At 60.7% G+C, this 15,946-nt stretch carries 14 protein-coding genes; 10 read left to right on the top strand and 4 right to left on the bottom strand.

Features of this window, described 5'->3' with window-relative positions; all coding sequences use genetic code 11:
* Positions 1-228 precede the first annotated feature (228 nt).
* From CupriaWKF_RS30435 to CupriaWKF_RS30415, 5 genes are all read left to right on the top strand, one after another.
* Positions 229-846 carry a serine protease gene (locus tag CupriaWKF_RS30435; protein ID WP_276103801.1) on the top strand — a complete coding sequence of 206 codons (618 nt, stop codon included), beginning with the start codon at positions 229-231 and terminating at the stop codon, positions 844-846.
* A gap of 479 nt (positions 847-1,325) precedes the next feature.
* A complete protein-coding gene (locus CupriaWKF_RS30430; RefSeq protein ID WP_140949104.1) occupies positions 1,326-1,589 on the top strand; it encodes an isochorismatase in 264 nt (87 codons plus the stop codon).
* Positions 1,590-1,606: 17 nt separating this feature from the next.
* The gene (gene infA, locus CupriaWKF_RS30425; protein ID WP_011301847.1) at positions 1,607-1,828 is read left to right on the top strand and encodes a translation initiation factor IF-1; all 222 of its coding nucleotides are present in this window, start codon (positions 1,607-1,609) and stop codon (positions 1,826-1,828) included.
* 239 nt (positions 1,829-2,067) lie between these two features.
* Complete coding sequence (locus CupriaWKF_RS30420; protein WP_276103800.1) at positions 2,068-2,367, top strand: GTP cyclohydrolase; 300 nt, start codon at positions 2,068-2,070, stop codon at positions 2,365-2,367.
* A 1,338-nt stretch (positions 2,368-3,705) separates the two neighbouring features.
* Positions 3,706-3,951 carry a hypothetical protein gene (locus tag CupriaWKF_RS30415; RefSeq protein ID WP_276103799.1) on the top strand — a complete coding sequence of 82 codons (246 nt, stop codon included), beginning with the start codon at positions 3,706-3,708 and terminating at the stop codon, positions 3,949-3,951.
* Between the two features lie 156 nt (positions 3,952-4,107).
* Here the strand turns inward: CupriaWKF_RS30415 and CupriaWKF_RS30410 are convergent, their stop codons facing one another.
* On the bottom strand, positions 4,108-4,545 hold the full coding sequence (locus CupriaWKF_RS30410; protein ID WP_276103798.1) for a transcriptional regulator: 438 nt from the start codon (positions 4,543-4,545) through the stop codon (positions 4,108-4,110).
* The gene (locus CupriaWKF_RS30405) at positions 4,533-4,814 is read right to left on the bottom strand and encodes a type II toxin-antitoxin system HigB family toxin (RefSeq protein ID WP_276103797.1); all 282 of its coding nucleotides are present in this window, start codon (positions 4,812-4,814) and stop codon (positions 4,533-4,535) included. Before CupriaWKF_RS30405 ends, CupriaWKF_RS30410 begins: the two co-directional genes overlap by 13 nt.
* Before the next feature lie 318 nt (positions 4,815-5,132).
* On the opposite strand from CupriaWKF_RS30405, the gene CupriaWKF_RS30400 reads away from it, so the two are divergent.
* The 3 genes from CupriaWKF_RS30400 (at position 5,133) to CupriaWKF_RS30390 (ending at position 9,503) form a co-directional block, all read left to right on the top strand.
* The gene (locus tag CupriaWKF_RS30400; RefSeq protein WP_276103796.1) at positions 5,133-8,453 is read left to right on the top strand and encodes a DEAD/DEAH box helicase; all 3,321 of its coding nucleotides are present in this window, start codon (positions 5,133-5,135) and stop codon (positions 8,451-8,453) included.
* A gap of 86 nt (positions 8,454-8,539) precedes the next feature.
* Positions 8,540-8,863 carry a calcium-binding protein gene (locus CupriaWKF_RS30395; RefSeq protein ID WP_276103795.1) on the top strand — a complete coding sequence of 108 codons (324 nt, stop codon included), beginning with the start codon at positions 8,540-8,542 and terminating at the stop codon, positions 8,861-8,863.
* 337 nt (positions 8,864-9,200) lie between these two features.
* Positions 9,201-9,503, top strand: a complete 303-nt coding sequence (locus CupriaWKF_RS30390) for a hypothetical protein (protein ID WP_276103794.1) — start codon at positions 9,201-9,203, stop codon at positions 9,501-9,503.
* Between the two features lie 295 nt (positions 9,504-9,798).
* On the opposite strand, the gene argC is transcribed toward CupriaWKF_RS30390, so the two are convergent.
* Positions 9,799-10,722 carry an N-acetyl-gamma-glutamyl-phosphate reductase gene (gene argC, locus CupriaWKF_RS30385; protein WP_276103793.1) on the bottom strand — a complete coding sequence of 308 codons (924 nt, stop codon included), beginning with the start codon at positions 10,720-10,722 and terminating at the stop codon, positions 9,799-9,801.
* Between the two features lie 136 nt (positions 10,723-10,858).
* Here argC and CupriaWKF_RS30380 point away from each other — a divergent pair, with 136 nt between their 5' ends.
* Complete coding sequence (locus tag CupriaWKF_RS30380) at positions 10,859-11,743, top strand: LysR family transcriptional regulator (RefSeq protein WP_276103792.1); 885 nt, start codon at positions 10,859-10,861, stop codon at positions 11,741-11,743.
* Between the two features lie 579 nt (positions 11,744-12,322).
* Here the strand turns inward: CupriaWKF_RS30380 and CupriaWKF_RS30375 are convergent.
* Entirely contained in the window at positions 12,323-13,870 is a 1,548-nt protein-coding gene (locus CupriaWKF_RS30375) for a winged helix-turn-helix domain-containing protein (RefSeq protein ID WP_276103791.1), read from the bottom strand.
* 239 nt (positions 13,871-14,109) lie between these two features.
* Here CupriaWKF_RS30375 and CupriaWKF_RS34410 point away from each other — a divergent pair, with 239 nt between their 5' ends.
* Positions 14,110-15,924: a LysR substrate-binding domain-containing protein gene (locus CupriaWKF_RS34410; protein ID WP_346348641.1), complete on the top strand. Its 1,815-nt coding sequence runs from the start codon at positions 14,110-14,112 to the stop codon at positions 15,922-15,924.
* Positions 15,925-15,946: the final 22 nt, after the last annotated feature.

Here is a 15,946-nt window from a genome sequence, read left to right as displayed (position 1 = left end):
TGACTACAGGCCTCGGCTACGAATGGGTCCGGGGCACCAAGGGCAGAAGTACAGCGGAAAACGGTCCCTCGTAGTATTGACGTGCGAATGACCGCGTAGGGTCGCAGATTCAACCGGTCACCTCTGCCCCGAAATACGGCGATGAGCGTAAGAAAAGCCTCCCCAGCGTTCACCCTGGGGGAGGCGCCTTTTCGCATGTCAGACCGGGCGTGAATCCAGGAGACAGCGTTGCCGCACAGTGCGTTACTCCACGAGCCGACAAAGCACTTCCCAGACCGGATCGAGATTGAGTTGCACGTCAATCCGAACAACGTGGCCGAATCCATCGGCTTCTCAATTCCGCTGTATCACGACGGCAAGAGTATCTGGCGCGATGGGCTCGATAGCGGCGGCGGCATCGACGTGGCCGTGATAGAGCTTGATCGTACTGCGCTGCCGCCGACAATGGTCTACCGGGCCTTTACGCCCTCTCACCTTTACCGGCCACGCGACCGCATCGAAGCAGGCACCCCGTTGCTAATCGTTGGTTTCCCGCTAGGTTTCCACGACACGCTTCATCATTTGCCCGTCGTGCGCCAAGCAGTCATCTCATCCTCGTTCGGCATGCGCTTTCAGGGGCATGGCTACTTCCTGACCGATGCGAGGACGCACCGCGGTACGAGTGGAGCACCGGTTGTCTTGCGCATGCCCAGGACCGATTCATCCACACGCACGCTGCCGTGGATGCTGCTCGGCACCCATTCGGCCCGGTTGGACGTGGGCTCGCGGGACTTTGAACTTGATGAAGCCATGGGCTTGAACTCCGCCTGGTATGCCGACATCCTGCTGCCTCTGACCGAGGCATGATCCGGCAAGACGATCGAGCTTGAAGGATTCTACGTTCGAACGGATTGACCGCGGAGCTGCCGTAGTACCTGCGAAATTTGGGTGCATCGCAAGCAGAGATACCAAAAAGTGGTATCATCCGTTTTCGTCGATACCCGTCGACGCCAAATGCGCTGTCCGCAAGACATTATCATTAGAAAAGTATCAGCGGCAGCACGGGCGTACACGCGAACCTTTCGCGGCAACAACCGGCCGCAACCTTTTCCGACCGGCGGCACGTCCCGCTCCGCAGCCATTGCGCATGTACCAGGCGCGCTCGCTGATGCAAGAACGGTCAATCCCACACCAGTTTCTCCGCCTGCGCTAGAGCGCGGGACTCGACACTGTTTTTTCCAATGGCAACCGATTGCGGGGACCACGCGCGCCGCTCCCACAAGGGAACACCAGACGCGCCCCCGAAACCGAGCGCCTTCCGAACAGGCAACAGATTGAATCACAGCATGACCCCGTTCACCGTTTCGGTGTACCCCATCCAACAAGAGCCCGGCGTATGGTTCGCGAATTACATGATCTCCGAGTACAAAGACGGCGCTGAACGCATCGTCGCCAACGTCTCGATGCGCCATGCCACACACCACACCGAAACCAAAGCCCGGCAAGCCGCCCGTCGCGCGGGGGAGAGCGCCGTCGCGCGCATACGCTTGCAACCATCCCCGCATCGGCATGCGGCACTCGCTTCCACGTTGCCGCGTGGCATTCGCTAAGATTTGAAGGAGCATCCTTGGCAAAAGAAGAACTGGTGGAGTTTGGCGGAAGGGTTTCAGAAGTCCTCCCGGATAGCCGCTTTCGCGTCACCCTGGAGAATGGCTTCGAAGTCTGGGCCTATTCGTCCGGGCGGCTCAAGAAGAATCGCATACGAATTCTTGCCGGAGATCGCGTCACGCTCGAAATGTCGCCATACGATCTGACAAAGGGTCGCATCAACTATCGTCACAAGGTCTGAGCGAATGCTATTGCCGCATTCCTAATCTGAGCTGGCATGGTGCAGAGGTTCCCAGACAGACACCATGCGACGCGCACGGCTTCCCGACGCACCGTCGCTCGCCATCTGACATCCCCAATACCATCGCGTTTTTGCAGGCCAATTTCCGGGCTGATGGGACGCTTTGACTTCGTAGCTGAAAGTAAATATCCGACACGCCGGTGTTATCAGCGTATGCTCGGTGATTAAGGGAGACCAACATGTCTCAGAACAACACCATCTACAAAGGCTTCAGGCTATCTGCGAGCGTACGTCGTGCATCCAGTGGCATCCCCGGTGGCGACTCGGTTCAGCCACGCTTCCTCGCTACCGTAGCCATCATGCAAGTCAGTTCAGGAATGGGTTCCCGGAGACAGCTGCCACCGTTGCTCCAGCATTTCGCAAACGCACCGCACGCTGCTATCACGCTGGCCCTCTCGTCCGCCAGGGAGGCGATCGATGGCATGTCTACCTTCGTCAAGGCGAGGAAATCCCTCGGCCATGCCGCAGGTTCAGATTAAGAGAAATAGGGGAGACATCTTGACGAGACAATCAAGAACAAGGCCGAACTGCGCGCTACGTGCGGAGCAAGCAGTAATTTTCTGAATGCGAGGGCGCTTGTTTCGGCGACGTGTTCCGGCATGCACCGGATGCCGGTGGCTGCAACTGGAACCTGTCGATTATGAAGAGCGTCAACAGCGCCGCATGCGTGGAGGCGATCCGGCCGTATGCTAGCCAACTACGCGAGATGTATATCGTGCCGGACGAGGGAAAATAGCGTATTCCGGCCTCTACGCAGGCGATCTGTCCCGTGGCTACTTGCCATACTGCGAATCGCGTCGTCACGCCGAGGGCATGATCAATTGACGCCCTGCCGACCTATCTTGTAAGTGAGCTAGGACGCGAAACAACCGCCAGCTACAATTCCAGCACAGTGTTGCAAGGCTAGGTGCGCCATGGAACGCCCAGCACTCGTTCCCCGGCTTCCCCCTCGAGAACGTTAGGACGGGCGACTCCTGAAGTCGCCTACGGGGGCCTTGGAGAAATGCCTTGCCGCGCAAACTTGTCGCTTGCGACCTTGGTCGCGCGAGGTTTGGCTCATCCGCCCTGTTCGGCGCCACCGGTTTCGGCCGATTGCAACGCAACGCAGCCCGCAGACCAATTGCCGGCCCGATACGTGCTCCCGAACCACCCCGGCCGACCATACAGCGATCTCCCCGAAATGATGATGCGCTGGCGATCCTCGACAATGCCTACAGGATGGAAGGCGCACCCGACTCCAATGGCATGTAGTACTGCCCGCTTGCGGTCGCACCAATACAAAAGGAATGAAGATGCCTGATCACGCCGCGAACTTCATCTATCGGCCCCTTCCACACATGCCTATGCTGCGCTGCCAACAGCGCAGCCTATCGTTCAGGGGTATTGCCAGCAGATTCGGATTTGTTCGCCTCACAGCAACTCACTGTCACCGAGCAGCCACGGCGCTCATCGACTGGGAGCGTGCGGTCGATGCAGGCTGGCCCAGATTGCAGTCGCCGACCTTTCCGTTGCTCAAGCGCTTCCGACGCTCAGGCGGAACGCGGTATGCCGGATTCCCACGCTTTACCGGCATCCTCGGCTAGTCCCCCACTGGGGGAGATAAGTCACAAGGATGGCGCAGACGCCGAAGGCCCGGACAGCAAGTTGGGCGAATTGCGTCATGACGAGATTGCACCGGATAAAGGAGATGATTCTTGTTGTGAGACTACACCAGCATATCTCGGGACGGTGCCACGCCGTCGCAGGATTGACACAATCCGTTTCTCAGCGGCGGGCCGGATGGCGTGTTGTGTTCCACGCCTTGCGGCGCTGAGGATATGTCCCGAAGAACGATCGCGCCCCTACCGAGCGGCCACTACTGGGCCACGCCCCACGCGCCCTTTGCGCTGGACGGTCCGAACGGCCACGACGAAGTGTTTCCTGGCGCCCACTGCGTCAGCGACGGCAAATGGGTCACCTTCTATAAGAACGGGGAAGAGGTATGGGCGTGCAATGCCATGTATGCTGCCGCCCGTTTCGACGTTGCGCCCCTTTTCAGCGCCTGCGCGTCGACGGCCAACTGAGGGGCGCACGACTCCGACCGGCCGCTGGGATGCCCGCCGCATCTGACATAAGCGCCGCGCGACAGCCTACACGCTACATTCTGTGATCGGGCGTTATTTCAATGCGCGCCTACGCTGTTTTGCCGCGGTTGCTAGCCCGGAGCCGGTAACCACGCATCACGCAATGGCCATCGACGTGTCGGCAGGAAAGAAGGCTGAAGTCGCGACGCCGAACCGCTTGGCTAAAGCTCTAATCTGACGCACATTGAGCTCCCGCCGTCCGCTCAGCACCTCAGAAACCACGCCTTGGCTGCCAATTTCTGGCAACTCTGCCTGAGTCAAATGGTGTTGCTCCATCAGAAACCGCAAGGCGTCTATCCCGGTTACATCAGGAAAGGAATAGTGAGCTTGGTCGTAGTCTCCAATCAACTCCCCTAACGTAGCGACAAGGTCGGCCAACGGGTGAGTCTCCTCTGCAGCGCCAGCATCGAGCAACGCATTCATGGCGCCGACTGCTGCATCGTAGTCGTGTTCCGTGCGAATGGGATGAAGCGGCACGACTTTGGAAAGCGCACGGAAGTGATCGGTCAACGCTGCCACGTTCAAGGTTTCCATTTGTCGTACTCCTTGTGAGTGAAGACGTGCCGGACGAAAAGCATCTGGCGGTCAAAATGGATCGCCGCAATCAGTCGGTACGTGTTTCCACCAATGTCAAAGACATAAAAATCTCTAACGCGGTCCACACCATTAAAAGTTCCCTTCAAGTGGGCAAAGCTGCCGAAGCTGGCCGTCTCGATTAGCTTGCGCCACACCTGTAATGGCACCCCGGCGTCGGGGTGTCTGGCAGAAAATTCCACCAGAGTTTTGTTTGAGATCACGCGCATGACGTCATTGTATCTCAACTTGAGATGAAGATCGATTCTGGCTGAGGAAACCCTGCTGACGAGGATGTGAGTGCATAAAAGAGCATATTCTTCCGCTGGCGCCCGATCGGCTCGCCGCCCTCGCTTCCTCGGCTCAACAACGACGTCGTCGACACCTCGGGAATGCCGCGGCAGTTGACGCACCGCAATCGAGCATTGCGGCTTGGTCCCCTTTCAGCTCAACGAAGCCGCGTCAGAACCGGGAGCCGCCTTACCGGTTGGAGGTCTTGCCGCGTAGAATGCCCCACGCCCCATAACCTGAAAACCTGATCCCCTTCGATGTCTGTCTCCTACGATCGCAAGCAAATAGCGGAATGGCTGGACGCCCACACGGTGTCCAAGGCACGCTCCTATGCGAACGCAGTCTCGGAACTACGCTGGATCGATGGGGATACCCTAGCAGGACTGGTGCAAGGCACGCGTACGCGTCCATACGACGTCCGTGCGTATTTCCGCGACCTCGACGAGGACATGTGGGTCGAAGGAGAATGCACGTGTCCGGTCGGATCCGACTGCAAGCACGTGGCAGCGCTGCTGATCGCCGGCCTCGCGCACCAGCCCAGGCCAACTGCCACCGGCGTGCGCGCGGAACTGGTGTCCTGGCTGGAGGGTTTTCGTGCCAGACGCACGGCGGCCAATCCCGCGGCCAAGAAGAAGCCCGCCAAAGCCACGCATGCACTGGCTTACGTTTTTGGGCAATCCTATCGCGGCGCCGAGGTCCTTCTGTACAAGGCCCGCGTGGGCGCAGACGGTACGATTCGCTCGCTTGACGATCCGTGGCAGAACGTAGAGAAAGCGCTGATTGAGCCGCCCAAGTTTGTCACCGAGGAGGATCTGCCGATCCTGCGCGGATTGTGGCTGGGCCGCTCGCATGGAGCCTATTCCGGCGGTTTCGGCCTGCAGGGTACAACGGGTGCGGCCATCCTAGAGCGGCTCATCGCTACCGGACGTGCGTTTACTTCCTTTGCCCCCGCAGGCGCGCACTACCCCGCATCACACTCCCCGGTGCACTGCGGAACAGCACGCGGCGCCAGAATGACGTGGCAAGCGCAACCCGACTCGCGCGTGCGGCCGGTCTTGCAGGCCGAGCCACCCGCCACCCTGTTGCTCACGACCACGCAGCCATGCTGGTATGTCGACGCGCATTCTGGCGAAGCCGGACCACTCGCCATGCAGTGGCCAGCGGACCAAGTCGCGGATTTCCTGTCGATGCCGGCCATTACGCTGGACGAGGCGGCACTCGTTGGCAATGTGCTGCGTGAAGTGGCTCCCGACCTACCCGTACCACCCGCACATGACGTAGCGTCGGTGCAGGTCGTCAACACCGTGGCGGTGCCCGTGCTGGCCCTCGACACGCTGCCGACCTGGGCATCATCGCTGGATTTTGCGACGTTCAGCTTTGATTACGCAGAGCACAGACTCTCGGCGCAAAGCAATACCACGCTTGTTCGGACCTCCGGCGGCGAGGTCGTCCAGATCAGGAGAGACGCCGATCTCGAGCGCCAACGTCTGACGGAGCTGCAAAAGGCCGGATTTCGGGAAATTCGGGCCGACCATGCATTCGGGCCAAAGCCGTTTCCGGATGGCATGCTTGGCCCTGAGAATGACGAACACTGGCCGGAATTCATGAAGCTGGTGCTGCCCGCGCTCAGGGCTAACGGCTGGCGTGTCGTGATGAGCGACGCGTTCCGGCACAACGTGATCGAGATTGAAGCGATTGATGGCAACCTGCGCCCGATTGGCGATGGTTGGTTTGATGTCGAGATGGGCATTACGGTCAATGACCGCACGGTGCGTCTGGAGCCGCTGCTGGCAGACCTCTTTCGACGGGATGCGCGCTGGCTGTCAGGCAAGCTGGATACCATCGCTGACGACGAAGCGGTCGACCTGAAGACCGACCGCAACGAGCGGCTGCGCCTGCGTGCGGATCGGCTCAAACCGGTTGTGCGTGTGCTGATCGACTTATTCGACTCGCTCGGCACCGGCATGCGCATTTCCGAGTGGGATGCGGCCCGGCTCCATGCCCTGGATCAGACCGGGCGCTGGCAGTTTCACGGTGATGCATCGATCCGGCAACTCGCGCAACGCCTGATGGCTGGGCCTGGGGTGACTGATGTGCGCGTCCCGCGTGGTCTGAAGGCCGAACTGCGTGCCTACCAGCAGCAGGGACTTGCCTGGATGCAGTTCCTGCGCGAACACGAACTGTCTGGTGTGCTTGCCGACGAAATGGGCCTTGGCAAGACCATCCAGACGCTTGCACACATCCTCACCGAGAAGGAACGCGGCAGGCTGGACCGGCCTGCGTTGGTCGTCGTACCGACGACCCTCATGCACAACTGGTGCGAGGAAGCGCAGCGCTTTACGCCAAAGCTACGCGTCCTGGATTTGCATGGGCCCCAACGTCACGAGCGCTTTGACGAGATCGGCGAGCACGATCTGATCCTGACCACCTACGCCCTGCTGTGGCGTGACGAAGAATTCCTTGCCAAGCACGAGTATCACCTGCTGATTCTGGACGAGGCGCAGTACGTCAAGAATGCCGCCACCAAGTCCGCGGCAACCATTCGCGAACTGCGTGCGCGACATCGCCTGTGCCTCACCGGTACGCCGCTCGAAAACCATCTCGGCGAACTGTGGGCCCAGTTCGACTTCCTGCTGCCAGGTTTCCTCGGCACCCGCCAGGACTTCACCCGACGCTGGCGCACACCCATCGAAAAAGGCGGTGATGCGGTGCGACGCGACCTGCTCGCGCGGCGTATCCGGCCATTCATGCTACGACGGCGCAAGGATGAGGTGGCCACCGAGCTGCCACCGAAGACGATGATTGTGCGCTCGGTAGAGCTCGAAGGCGCGCAACGTGATCTGTACGAAACGGTGCGCGCGGCCATGCAGGAGAAGGTCCGAGCGGCCGTCGCAGCAAAAGGCCTCGCGCGCAGCCACATCATCGTGCTGGAGGCGTTGCTCAAGCTGCGCCAGGTCTGTTGCGATCCGCGGCTCGTCAAGATCAGCCAGGCGGCCCGGATCAAGGAATCGGCCAAGCTTGACCTGCTGCTCGACATGCTGCCCGAACTGATTGAGGAAGGTCGCCGCATCCTCCTGTTCTCGCAGTTCACCAGCATGCTCGACCTCATTGCGGCGGCCCTAGGAAAAGCCGGGATTCCATATGTCATGCTGACCGGTGATTCCACCGATCGAGTCACGCCGGTCAAGCGCTTCAAACAGGGTGAGGTGCCGCTTTTCCTGATCAGCCTGAAGGCCGGCGGTGTTGGCCTGAACCTGACGGCGGCCGACACCGTCATTCACTACGATCCCTGGTGGAATCCTGCCGTCGAAAATCAGGCCACCGACCGCGCTCACCGTCTCGGGCAGGACAAGCCCGTGTTCGTCTACAAGCTGATTACCGCCGGCAGTGTCGAGGAGAGGATCGTCGCAATGCAGGAACAGAAGGCGGCGCTTGCCGAAGCGATCCTGTCGGAGGATGCCCCCGGCACTGTCAAGTTCTCCGCCGATGACATCGAGGCGCTATTCGAGCCGATCCCGGCTGCACCACCCGTCGTATCGGCGACGATGTCCCGGTCCCGCATCAAGGCGAGCAAATAACTTTGCCATGCCAGCTCATCGACGTCTGAACTCCACGTACCTCTATGGCAAAGCCCGGCGACAACCCACACGAACAGCGAATCTCGATGGAGATCGTTGTCGACGCGTACACCGAGGAAGAATGCGCGATGGCATGGTATTGCCATCTCGAAGATAGCCTGAGCTTTCCGTTCGACGCGCGGGTACGTCAGACCATGCCTGCGTCTCCGCTACGCGCAGGCGAACGCTTTTCTGTCACCGAGCTCGCTCGTGACCAGTTGTGCCGCGTTACCATCTTCGTTCACGCGCAACACAACCAGCGTGAACTCGTCGTGCCCCTTGCTCAGCTCGTTCCGATTCGGGCCGACCAGAGCACGCGGCTTGCTGTCTCAGACTGGCACTATTGGTGCGACCAAGGTTACAGCTTCTGAGCTTCTCGTAGTCGCTGGCTGCGTCCTCCGGAAGAACACAAGTAGACGGTCTGGAACCGTTTGCTCGGCCCGCTTTCAAGGTCAACTGCACCCCCAGCCTTGCCTGGAGAGGGCTGGCGGAAGATTTTCAGCTTTTGGTGGATGGCCAAGAATTGCCTACATTGGCCTCGAACAGATCGGACTGCCGGTTTCCGCTGGCAATGTGCGGACGTCGGCATGCGTACGTACGAAACCGCCGCACTTGCTCGACGACCTACAGGCGTACGCAACGTCGTTGGCCCAACGCGGCCTCATCGATCGCACGCGCCAATGCTCGTGAGGGACACCATTGGCCCCCTTGCGCGATGAATCGCACGGACGCGTCGACGACGGGTTGTTGGCTCACATCAGCGGGTACGGCGATGACGGGGGCAACGATCGACTCCGCGAGGGCAAATTGCTGCTTTTCGAAGCCCCCTGGATCGAGGCGACCTTGGGCATCGAAAGTGAGAATGGAAAACGTTGCGCGAAGGACGCACACGGGTTCTCTGGCCGTGAGTTCGACGACCACATCGGCCATGCGCACGCGTTGCCCAGCAAAAGCGGACAAGCAGTGGCTCGCCGGCTCCCGCAGCATTCGCTCGAATTTGGTGGTGGCTAGCCGCCAGAGAGTATCGTCAGGGGCGATGAGAAACTTTCGGCAGGCGAACCCCATCGCTTTTCCTCATGCACCAACCTTGGAGTCCAAACTGTTTCGTCCAATGGGGAGGTCTCAATTGCACATCGTACACCTGAAGCATGGCCGGGATCCGGCAGTTGCGGTTGATGGCCGGTTCGGACCCCCAAAGGGCGCTTGCCGGCCAGAAAGAGACATTCGACGGCCACGAACAGATGAGGCAACCATCGTTGGCACATGGATGCGGCCGAACGTTATCTCAAGCCAATGGCAACTATTGCTACGCGAGCATGAGGTTCAGGTTTTGAATCGCGGCGCCGGATGCGCCCTTTCCAAGATTATCGAAAACCGCAGACAGGAGGACGTGCCCGTGCTCCATGCTAGGAAATACGCTCAAGCGCATGTCGTTCGTACCGTTTAGCATTTGCGGGTCCAGGTGCTTTAAGACGCACGATTCTTGCATCGGCAAGACATGTACGTGGTCCGCCTTGGCATAGTGGCGCGCGAGGCAGGCGTGTAAAGTGGCGCCATTCACGCCGGGTGCCAGCAGCCGCAACGCCAGCGGCACCGTCAGCACGATGCCCTGGCGGAACGCTCCGTATGCAGGGACGAAAATGGGAGGCTGCGCGAGCCCGGCGTGCTGCTGGATCTCCGGCGTGTGCTTGTGCGCGAGTTCCAGGCCATAGACCTGGTATGAAGGCGCGTTGGCGGCTCCCGGCCCCTCATATTCCTCCACGCCGGCGCGTCCGCGTCCGGAGTAGCCGGATACCGCATGAATGCTGATGGGGTAATTGCCCGGTATGAGCCCAGCCAGCACCAACGGACGCAGCAGGCCAATCGCACCGGTCGGATAGCAACCGGGGTTGGTGACCCGACGTGCGTTTGCAATTCTCTCAACTTGCCCCGGCGTCATCTCCGGAAATCCGTAAGTCCAGTCCGGCTGTGTACGGTGGGCGGAGCTTGCGTCGATAACTCGAACCGCAGGATTGACAATTGTGGCCACTGCCTCGCGCGCGGCGGCATCCGGCAAACAGAGGATGGCGATGTCGCAGGCGTTGATGGCTTCTGCGCGACGCCGCAAATCTTTGCGCTCCGCAGCAGCAAGCGTAATCAGTCTGATGTCGGTCCGGTTACGCAGCCGTTCGTGGATTAGCAACCCGGTGGTGCCTTGGTCGCCGTCGATGAAAACAATGGGGGAGCTCATACGTGAAATACTCCGCTGACTTTGGGTTGTAAGAAGTAGAACGAAGAACAAGCCCCTATGTTCCGTGGACCGCTACAATAGAGAAAGTTGAATTTCATAACGCGAACATTCAGTTTTTCTGAATCTGGACACCGACATGCGAGAGATCAGCCTCGACCGCTTGCGCACTCTGGTCGCCATTGCAGACCGCGGCTCATTTGCCGATGCGGCGCGTGCATTGCACCTGGCGCCGCCAACGGTTAGCCTCCATATCGCTGAACTTGAAGACCGCATTGGGGCTCCACTCCTGTCGCGGAAGCGCGGACATGTCAGGCCGTCGGCTATAGGAGAGGTGCTGGTGGAGCGCGCGCGTCGACTTCTGGCCGATGCGGAGCAGGCGTTAGACGACATTCAACGCCAAGTGCAGGGGCTCGAAGGGCGCGTGCGGCTCGGTGCGTCGACTGGCGCGATCGCGCACCTGTTGCCGCAAGCGCTTGAGGTGCTGCGCCAGCACCATCCCGCTATCGACATTCAAGTTGCAGTGCTGACTTCACATGAAACCTTGTCCCGACTGGCGGATGGGACGCTGGACGTTGGGCTAGTTGCACTGCCTCAGCCCCCGGTGGCTGGACTCGTGATCAAGCCTTGGAGGCGCGACCCCGTGATGGCCTTTGTGCCGGCGCATTGGCGGTGCCCAGCCCGCGTCACGCCTGAATGGCTCGCTGTCCAACCTCTCATTCTCAATGACGCGACCACGCGTCTTTCACGTCTCACTGCGGAGTGGTTCGCGACCGGGGGGTATCATCCTGCGCCTCGCATTCAGCTCAACTACAACGACGCGATCAAGAGTCTGGTAGCGGCAGGTTACGGCGCCGCGCTGTTGCCCCATGAGGCGACTGCGCCATTACCCGACAAGCGCATTGTCATGCGTCCGCTGCGCCCGGCGCTGTGGCGTCGGCTCGGCATTGCACATCGTGCGGGGTACGTTGAGCGTTCCACGCAACACGTACTTGATATGTTGCGGGATCTGCGATTGGCGTAGGAGTTGCCATTTTCCGCTTCGGTTCGTTCTCGCTGGGACAGTAGCCTTATTGCACGCCACGACGAACGAATGGCTGGTTTGTAGAAATCTAAATGACCGAATTGGGTCGTCTCCTGCCCTACGCGGACCAGTCCAGGAGGAACGCTCGGTTGTGCTGAGCGTCGGGCCGCACCCGGCCAGTTTGAGTCAGATGGCTCCAGACTCATGATGACCGAAGCTGGCCTAACTACCGTCGTTCAAGCGAGGATGGGACTCGAGCCTCGCCAGGTCCACCCATCGCAACGTTCCTATCGGAATCATGGGTGACGAGCATCTGCGCGCATCCGCGCTCTTGCGTGGCCTCGATGGACGGACTCGACCTTGCCCAATTGCGACGCCTTTGCTCGGCTCAATGACTGACGTGAGATTGAGAAGTGACGCATCCATGGGTCTGCATGATCGCAGTACCGGCGGCACCAGGCGGCACGCCGCTGGCCGGGAAGGCCTTCGCGGTCTCATCCCTGCAATCTATGCGGCCGTTCGAGAGCACGCTCTGCTCGGCACGGTATGCGCCATCGGCGAGGAGCAATCGTGCCATAGTCACTCGGGCAATCCGGCCAGCCGCAGCCCCTCCGCAAACTGGGTCAGGTCTTCTGGGCGACGGATCGGAAGCCAATCCTTGAGATTGGAGACGCGGAGTGACGGATCGAGCGTGCGCAGGCGCTGCATCGCCTCCTTCGCTTTATCCATGCGTCCAGCGAGCGCATGACTCGCCGCCAGAACGCCGACCGGGGCAAGGAAACTCGGTAGATTGCATTTGGCCCTTTCGGCCCAATCCGAAGCGGCGTCGAAGCGCCCTGCGAAGAAATGTGCCAGCGCCATCCCAGCCTGCATCCTGAACATTTCCGGATCCAATGGACTCAAGCGAACGGCACGCGCCAAATACTTAATCGCAGCGTCTGTTTCACCGCGACAAGCGTGCAGGCACCCACACAGGGACCATGCAGGGGCGTGGTTCGGATTAAGTAGCAAAGCTCTGTCGAACAGCGCGATACCGCCGTCGAGGTCGCCGGTCAGATGCCCGAGTGCATGAGCTCCTCTCGTGAGCGCCACAGCATCGTCCCGGCCGAGCTCCACCGCTAGTCGCGCCAGGCGAGTGCCCTCGGCAATTTCCCGGGGCTGATCGATCATCCAGCCATTCATCTTGCGCCAGATATAACACCAGGCCGCCATGCCATAGGCCGATGCGAAATCCGGATCGAGCTCGGTGGCCTTGTAGAACAAGGGCAGCGCCGCCTCGATTAATTCGCGCGTTCCGCTGTGCACCTGCGCGGTGCCGCGAAGGTAATAGTCGTAGGCGCACAGGTTCTCCGTCGGCTTGCGCTTGGCACGCTCGATTTCCGCCCGCTCGAGCTGCGGCGCGATGGCGCCGACCACGCTTTCCGCAACCTGGTCCTGCAGTTCGAAGATATCGTCCAGCGTGCCTTCGAAGCGCTCTGCCCAGAGATGTGTCCCGGTCCTGGCATCGATGAGCTGCCCTGTGATGCGCACCTTGTTGCCGGTCTTGCGCAAGCTGCCTTCCAGCACGTAGTGCACGCCAAGCTCGCGGCCGACGTCCTTCACCTCGACCGCGCGGCCCTTGTAGGTGAAACTTGAGTCACTCGCGATGACGAACAGCCAGCGTATGCGTGACAGCGCAGCGATGATGTCCTCCACCACGCCGTCAGCGAAATACTCCTGTTCGGGGTCGCCGCTCAGGTTCTGGAAGGGCAATACGGTAATGGAGGGTTTATCCGGAAGGAGGAGCGCGGACGGCGGCTCCCTCGATTCTCTGGAGATGTGTTCGCCGATCTCGCCGACAAAGCGGAAACCCTTTCGGGCGATAGTCCTGACCAAGCGCTGTTCCCCGCCGGTGTCGCCAATGGCCTTGCGAACCGCATTTATGTGACTGGTGATCGTCGATTCCGAGACGATTCGGCCGCGCCATACCGCCTGCAGCAGGTCGTCCTTGCTGACGACACGGTCGCGGTTCCTGACGAGATGCAGCAGCAGATCGAAGACCTGCGGCCCGACAGGTACGACTCTCGCATGATGCGAAAGCTCCCGGCGTTCCGGGTCGATCACGTAGTCTTCAAACACGAATTGCACTTGACATCCCCTGGCCGATTCGGCTCCCAGGTGGGGGGGCAACTGGCGAATTCCGTCCATGAATAATGATACTGCAACCGGTGGTGAGAGCATCTCATCCCCCGTCAGGCAACGCTTGGACGAAAAACCAACCTCTCCTGCCGAAAAATTCAAGGTGAAGGCAAGGACCTTTCCGGAGCACGCGGGCAATCTCCACGCATATAGACGGCAACGGTATGTCGAGAAACGGAGAGAAGAGCATGAAGATTGTCGTCATCGGGTGCACCGGCCTCATCGGAACGCAGCTTGTGAAGGATCTTCGAAAGCGCGGACATGACGTGCTCCCAGCCGCCCCTGACAGCGATGTCAACAACATCAGCCGCGAGGATTTGGCCAAAGCGCTCAACGGCGCCGAGGTCGTCGTCGATGTGGCGAACGCGCCAGTATGGGAAGACGAGGCGGCCCTCGAGATTCTCGAGACATCGGGCCGCAACCTGCTGGCTGCGGGGGCTGTAGCCGGCGTACGCCACCATGTGGCCCTGTCGATCGTTGGCGGCGAACGGCTTCCCGACTGCGGCTATTTCCGGGCGAAGGTCGCGCAGGAGCGCCTCGTCAAGGCATCCGGCATTCCGTACACCATCGTTCGTACGACGCAGTTCTACGAGTTTGTCGGCAACATTGCCCAGTCGGCCGCCCAGTTGGCCACCTTAGGCAAGGAGATTCGCGTATCGCCGGCGCTGATCCAGCCGATCGCGTCAGCGGACGTGGCAGCGGCGCTTGCCGAGGTTGCAGTCGCCCCGCCGGTCAACGGCACAGTCGAAGTCGCCGGTCCAGAGGCAATGCCGCTGGACGACGTGGTCAGGCGCTTCCTGCGGGCGACGAAGGATACGCGCAAGGTCGTGCCGGACGTCAACGCACGCTACTTCGGTGGCCTCCTCTCCGATCGGACGCTCACACCCGGGGAGAACCCCCGCCTTGGCGCGATCCGGTTCGAGGACTGGCTTGGTCGCTACCAAGCTCAATCCAGCTTCGCCTCGCAGTCCCCTCTTTCAGCGCCTGCCGGTGCGGACAACTCGGGCGTGCTTGCATCGAGTTTCGCGACGAGCTATCCCGGAGTCGTCGCCTTCATCACCGTTGTGGCCGAAGGCGGCTTTTCCAAGGCCGCTGACCGGCTCGGAATCGCTCGCTCCGCGGTCAGCCGCGGCGTCCAGAAGCTGGAATCGCAGGTCGGCTTTCGTCTGTTGAGTCGGACGACGCGCAGCATTTCGCTCACGCGTGAAGGCGAGATCTTCCATGCCCGCTGCCAGCCCGGTGTCACTCTCATCACACAAGCAATAGAGGACCTGCGCGATCTGCGCGACGGTCCGCCGCGAGGACGCCTGCGGGTCTCCGCTTCTGTGGGCTTTGGCCGCAAGGTGGTTGCGCCGCTGCTGTGGGGCTTCCAGGAGAAGTACCCTGAGATCGAGATCGAGTTGGACTTGAGCTGCGTCGGGAGTGACTTCACGGCGGGCCGCATCGACGTGTCGTTTCTCAACGGGCGTCTAGCAGACACTAGAATCGTTGCGAAACAGATCGTCCCCATGCAGACTCTGGTGTGCGCCTCGCCCGAGTATGCGGCAAGGCGCGGTATGCCCGAGTCGCCGAACGCGTTGATGCAGCACGACTGCATCAACATCCGTCTGCCGTCGGGCCGCGTGTACGAATGGGAGTTCAAGGTAGAGGCAGGATCGCGTAAGCTGACGCCGCCGTCGCGCCTCATGTTCAACGATGTTGGGCTAGTGCTGGAGGCCGTCCTCCAAGGCAAAGGCATCGCTCAGTTGGGCGGGTACCTGATCTGCGATCTGCTGCGCGAGGGAAAACTGGTTCACTCCATGCCGCAGTATGCACCCGGTGACCGAGGCCACTACATCTGCTACTTGAGCCGCCAGCATCTGCCGTCGCGTATCCGCGTGTTCGTCGACCACATGACGGCAGCGATTCGGGCGCTGGACCTCCAATGCCCGGAGGCGTTCTCACCAACGCCTGAGAACCGACAGGTCGCCTCGGCGCCATTGGTACCCCTACGGGGTCAATAGACTTGGTAGGACGATCGACCAC

It is taken from the genome of Cupriavidus sp. WKF15, from assembly GCF_029278605.1.
Taxonomy (GTDB): domain Bacteria; phylum Pseudomonadota; class Gammaproteobacteria; order Burkholderiales; family Burkholderiaceae; genus Cupriavidus.
The sequence above is the reverse complement of the archived record's forward strand: the minus strand, read 5'-3'. Positions and strand labels throughout refer to the sequence as shown.

What these genes read in the sequence shown, in the direction of transcription:
- CupriaWKF_RS34410 (WP_346348641.1), top strand. Translation starts at nt 14,110, where the DNA reads ATGAAGATTGTCGTCATCGGGTGCACCGGCCTCATCGGAACGCAGCTT.
- argC (WP_276103793.1), bottom strand. Translation starts at nt 10,722, where the DNA reads ATGAGCTCCCCCATTGTTTTCATCGACGGCGACCAAGGCACCACCGGG.
- CupriaWKF_RS30415 (WP_276103799.1), top strand. Translation starts at nt 3,706, where the DNA reads ATGTCCCGAAGAACGATCGCGCCCCTACCGAGCGGCCACTACTGGGCC.
- CupriaWKF_RS30380 (WP_276103792.1), top strand. Translation starts at nt 10,859, where the DNA reads ATGCGAGAGATCAGCCTCGACCGCTTGCGCACTCTGGTCGCCATTGCA.
- CupriaWKF_RS30430 (WP_140949104.1), top strand. Translation starts at nt 1,326, where the DNA reads ATGACCCCGTTCACCGTTTCGGTGTACCCCATCCAACAAGAGCCCGGC.
- CupriaWKF_RS30400 (WP_276103796.1), top strand. Translation starts at nt 5,133, where the DNA reads ATGTCTGTCTCCTACGATCGCAAGCAAATAGCGGAATGGCTGGACGCC.
- CupriaWKF_RS30395 (WP_276103795.1), top strand. Translation starts at nt 8,540, where the DNA reads ATGGAGATCGTTGTCGACGCGTACACCGAGGAAGAATGCGCGATGGCA.
- CupriaWKF_RS30420 (WP_276103800.1), top strand. Translation starts at nt 2,068, where the DNA reads ATGTCTCAGAACAACACCATCTACAAAGGCTTCAGGCTATCTGCGAGC.
- CupriaWKF_RS30405 (WP_276103797.1), bottom strand. Translation starts at nt 4,814, where the DNA reads ATGCGCGTGATCTCAAACAAAACTCTGGTGGAATTTTCTGCCAGACAC.
- CupriaWKF_RS30410 (WP_276103798.1), bottom strand. Translation starts at nt 4,545, where the DNA reads ATGGAAACCTTGAACGTGGCAGCGTTGACCGATCACTTCCGTGCGCTT.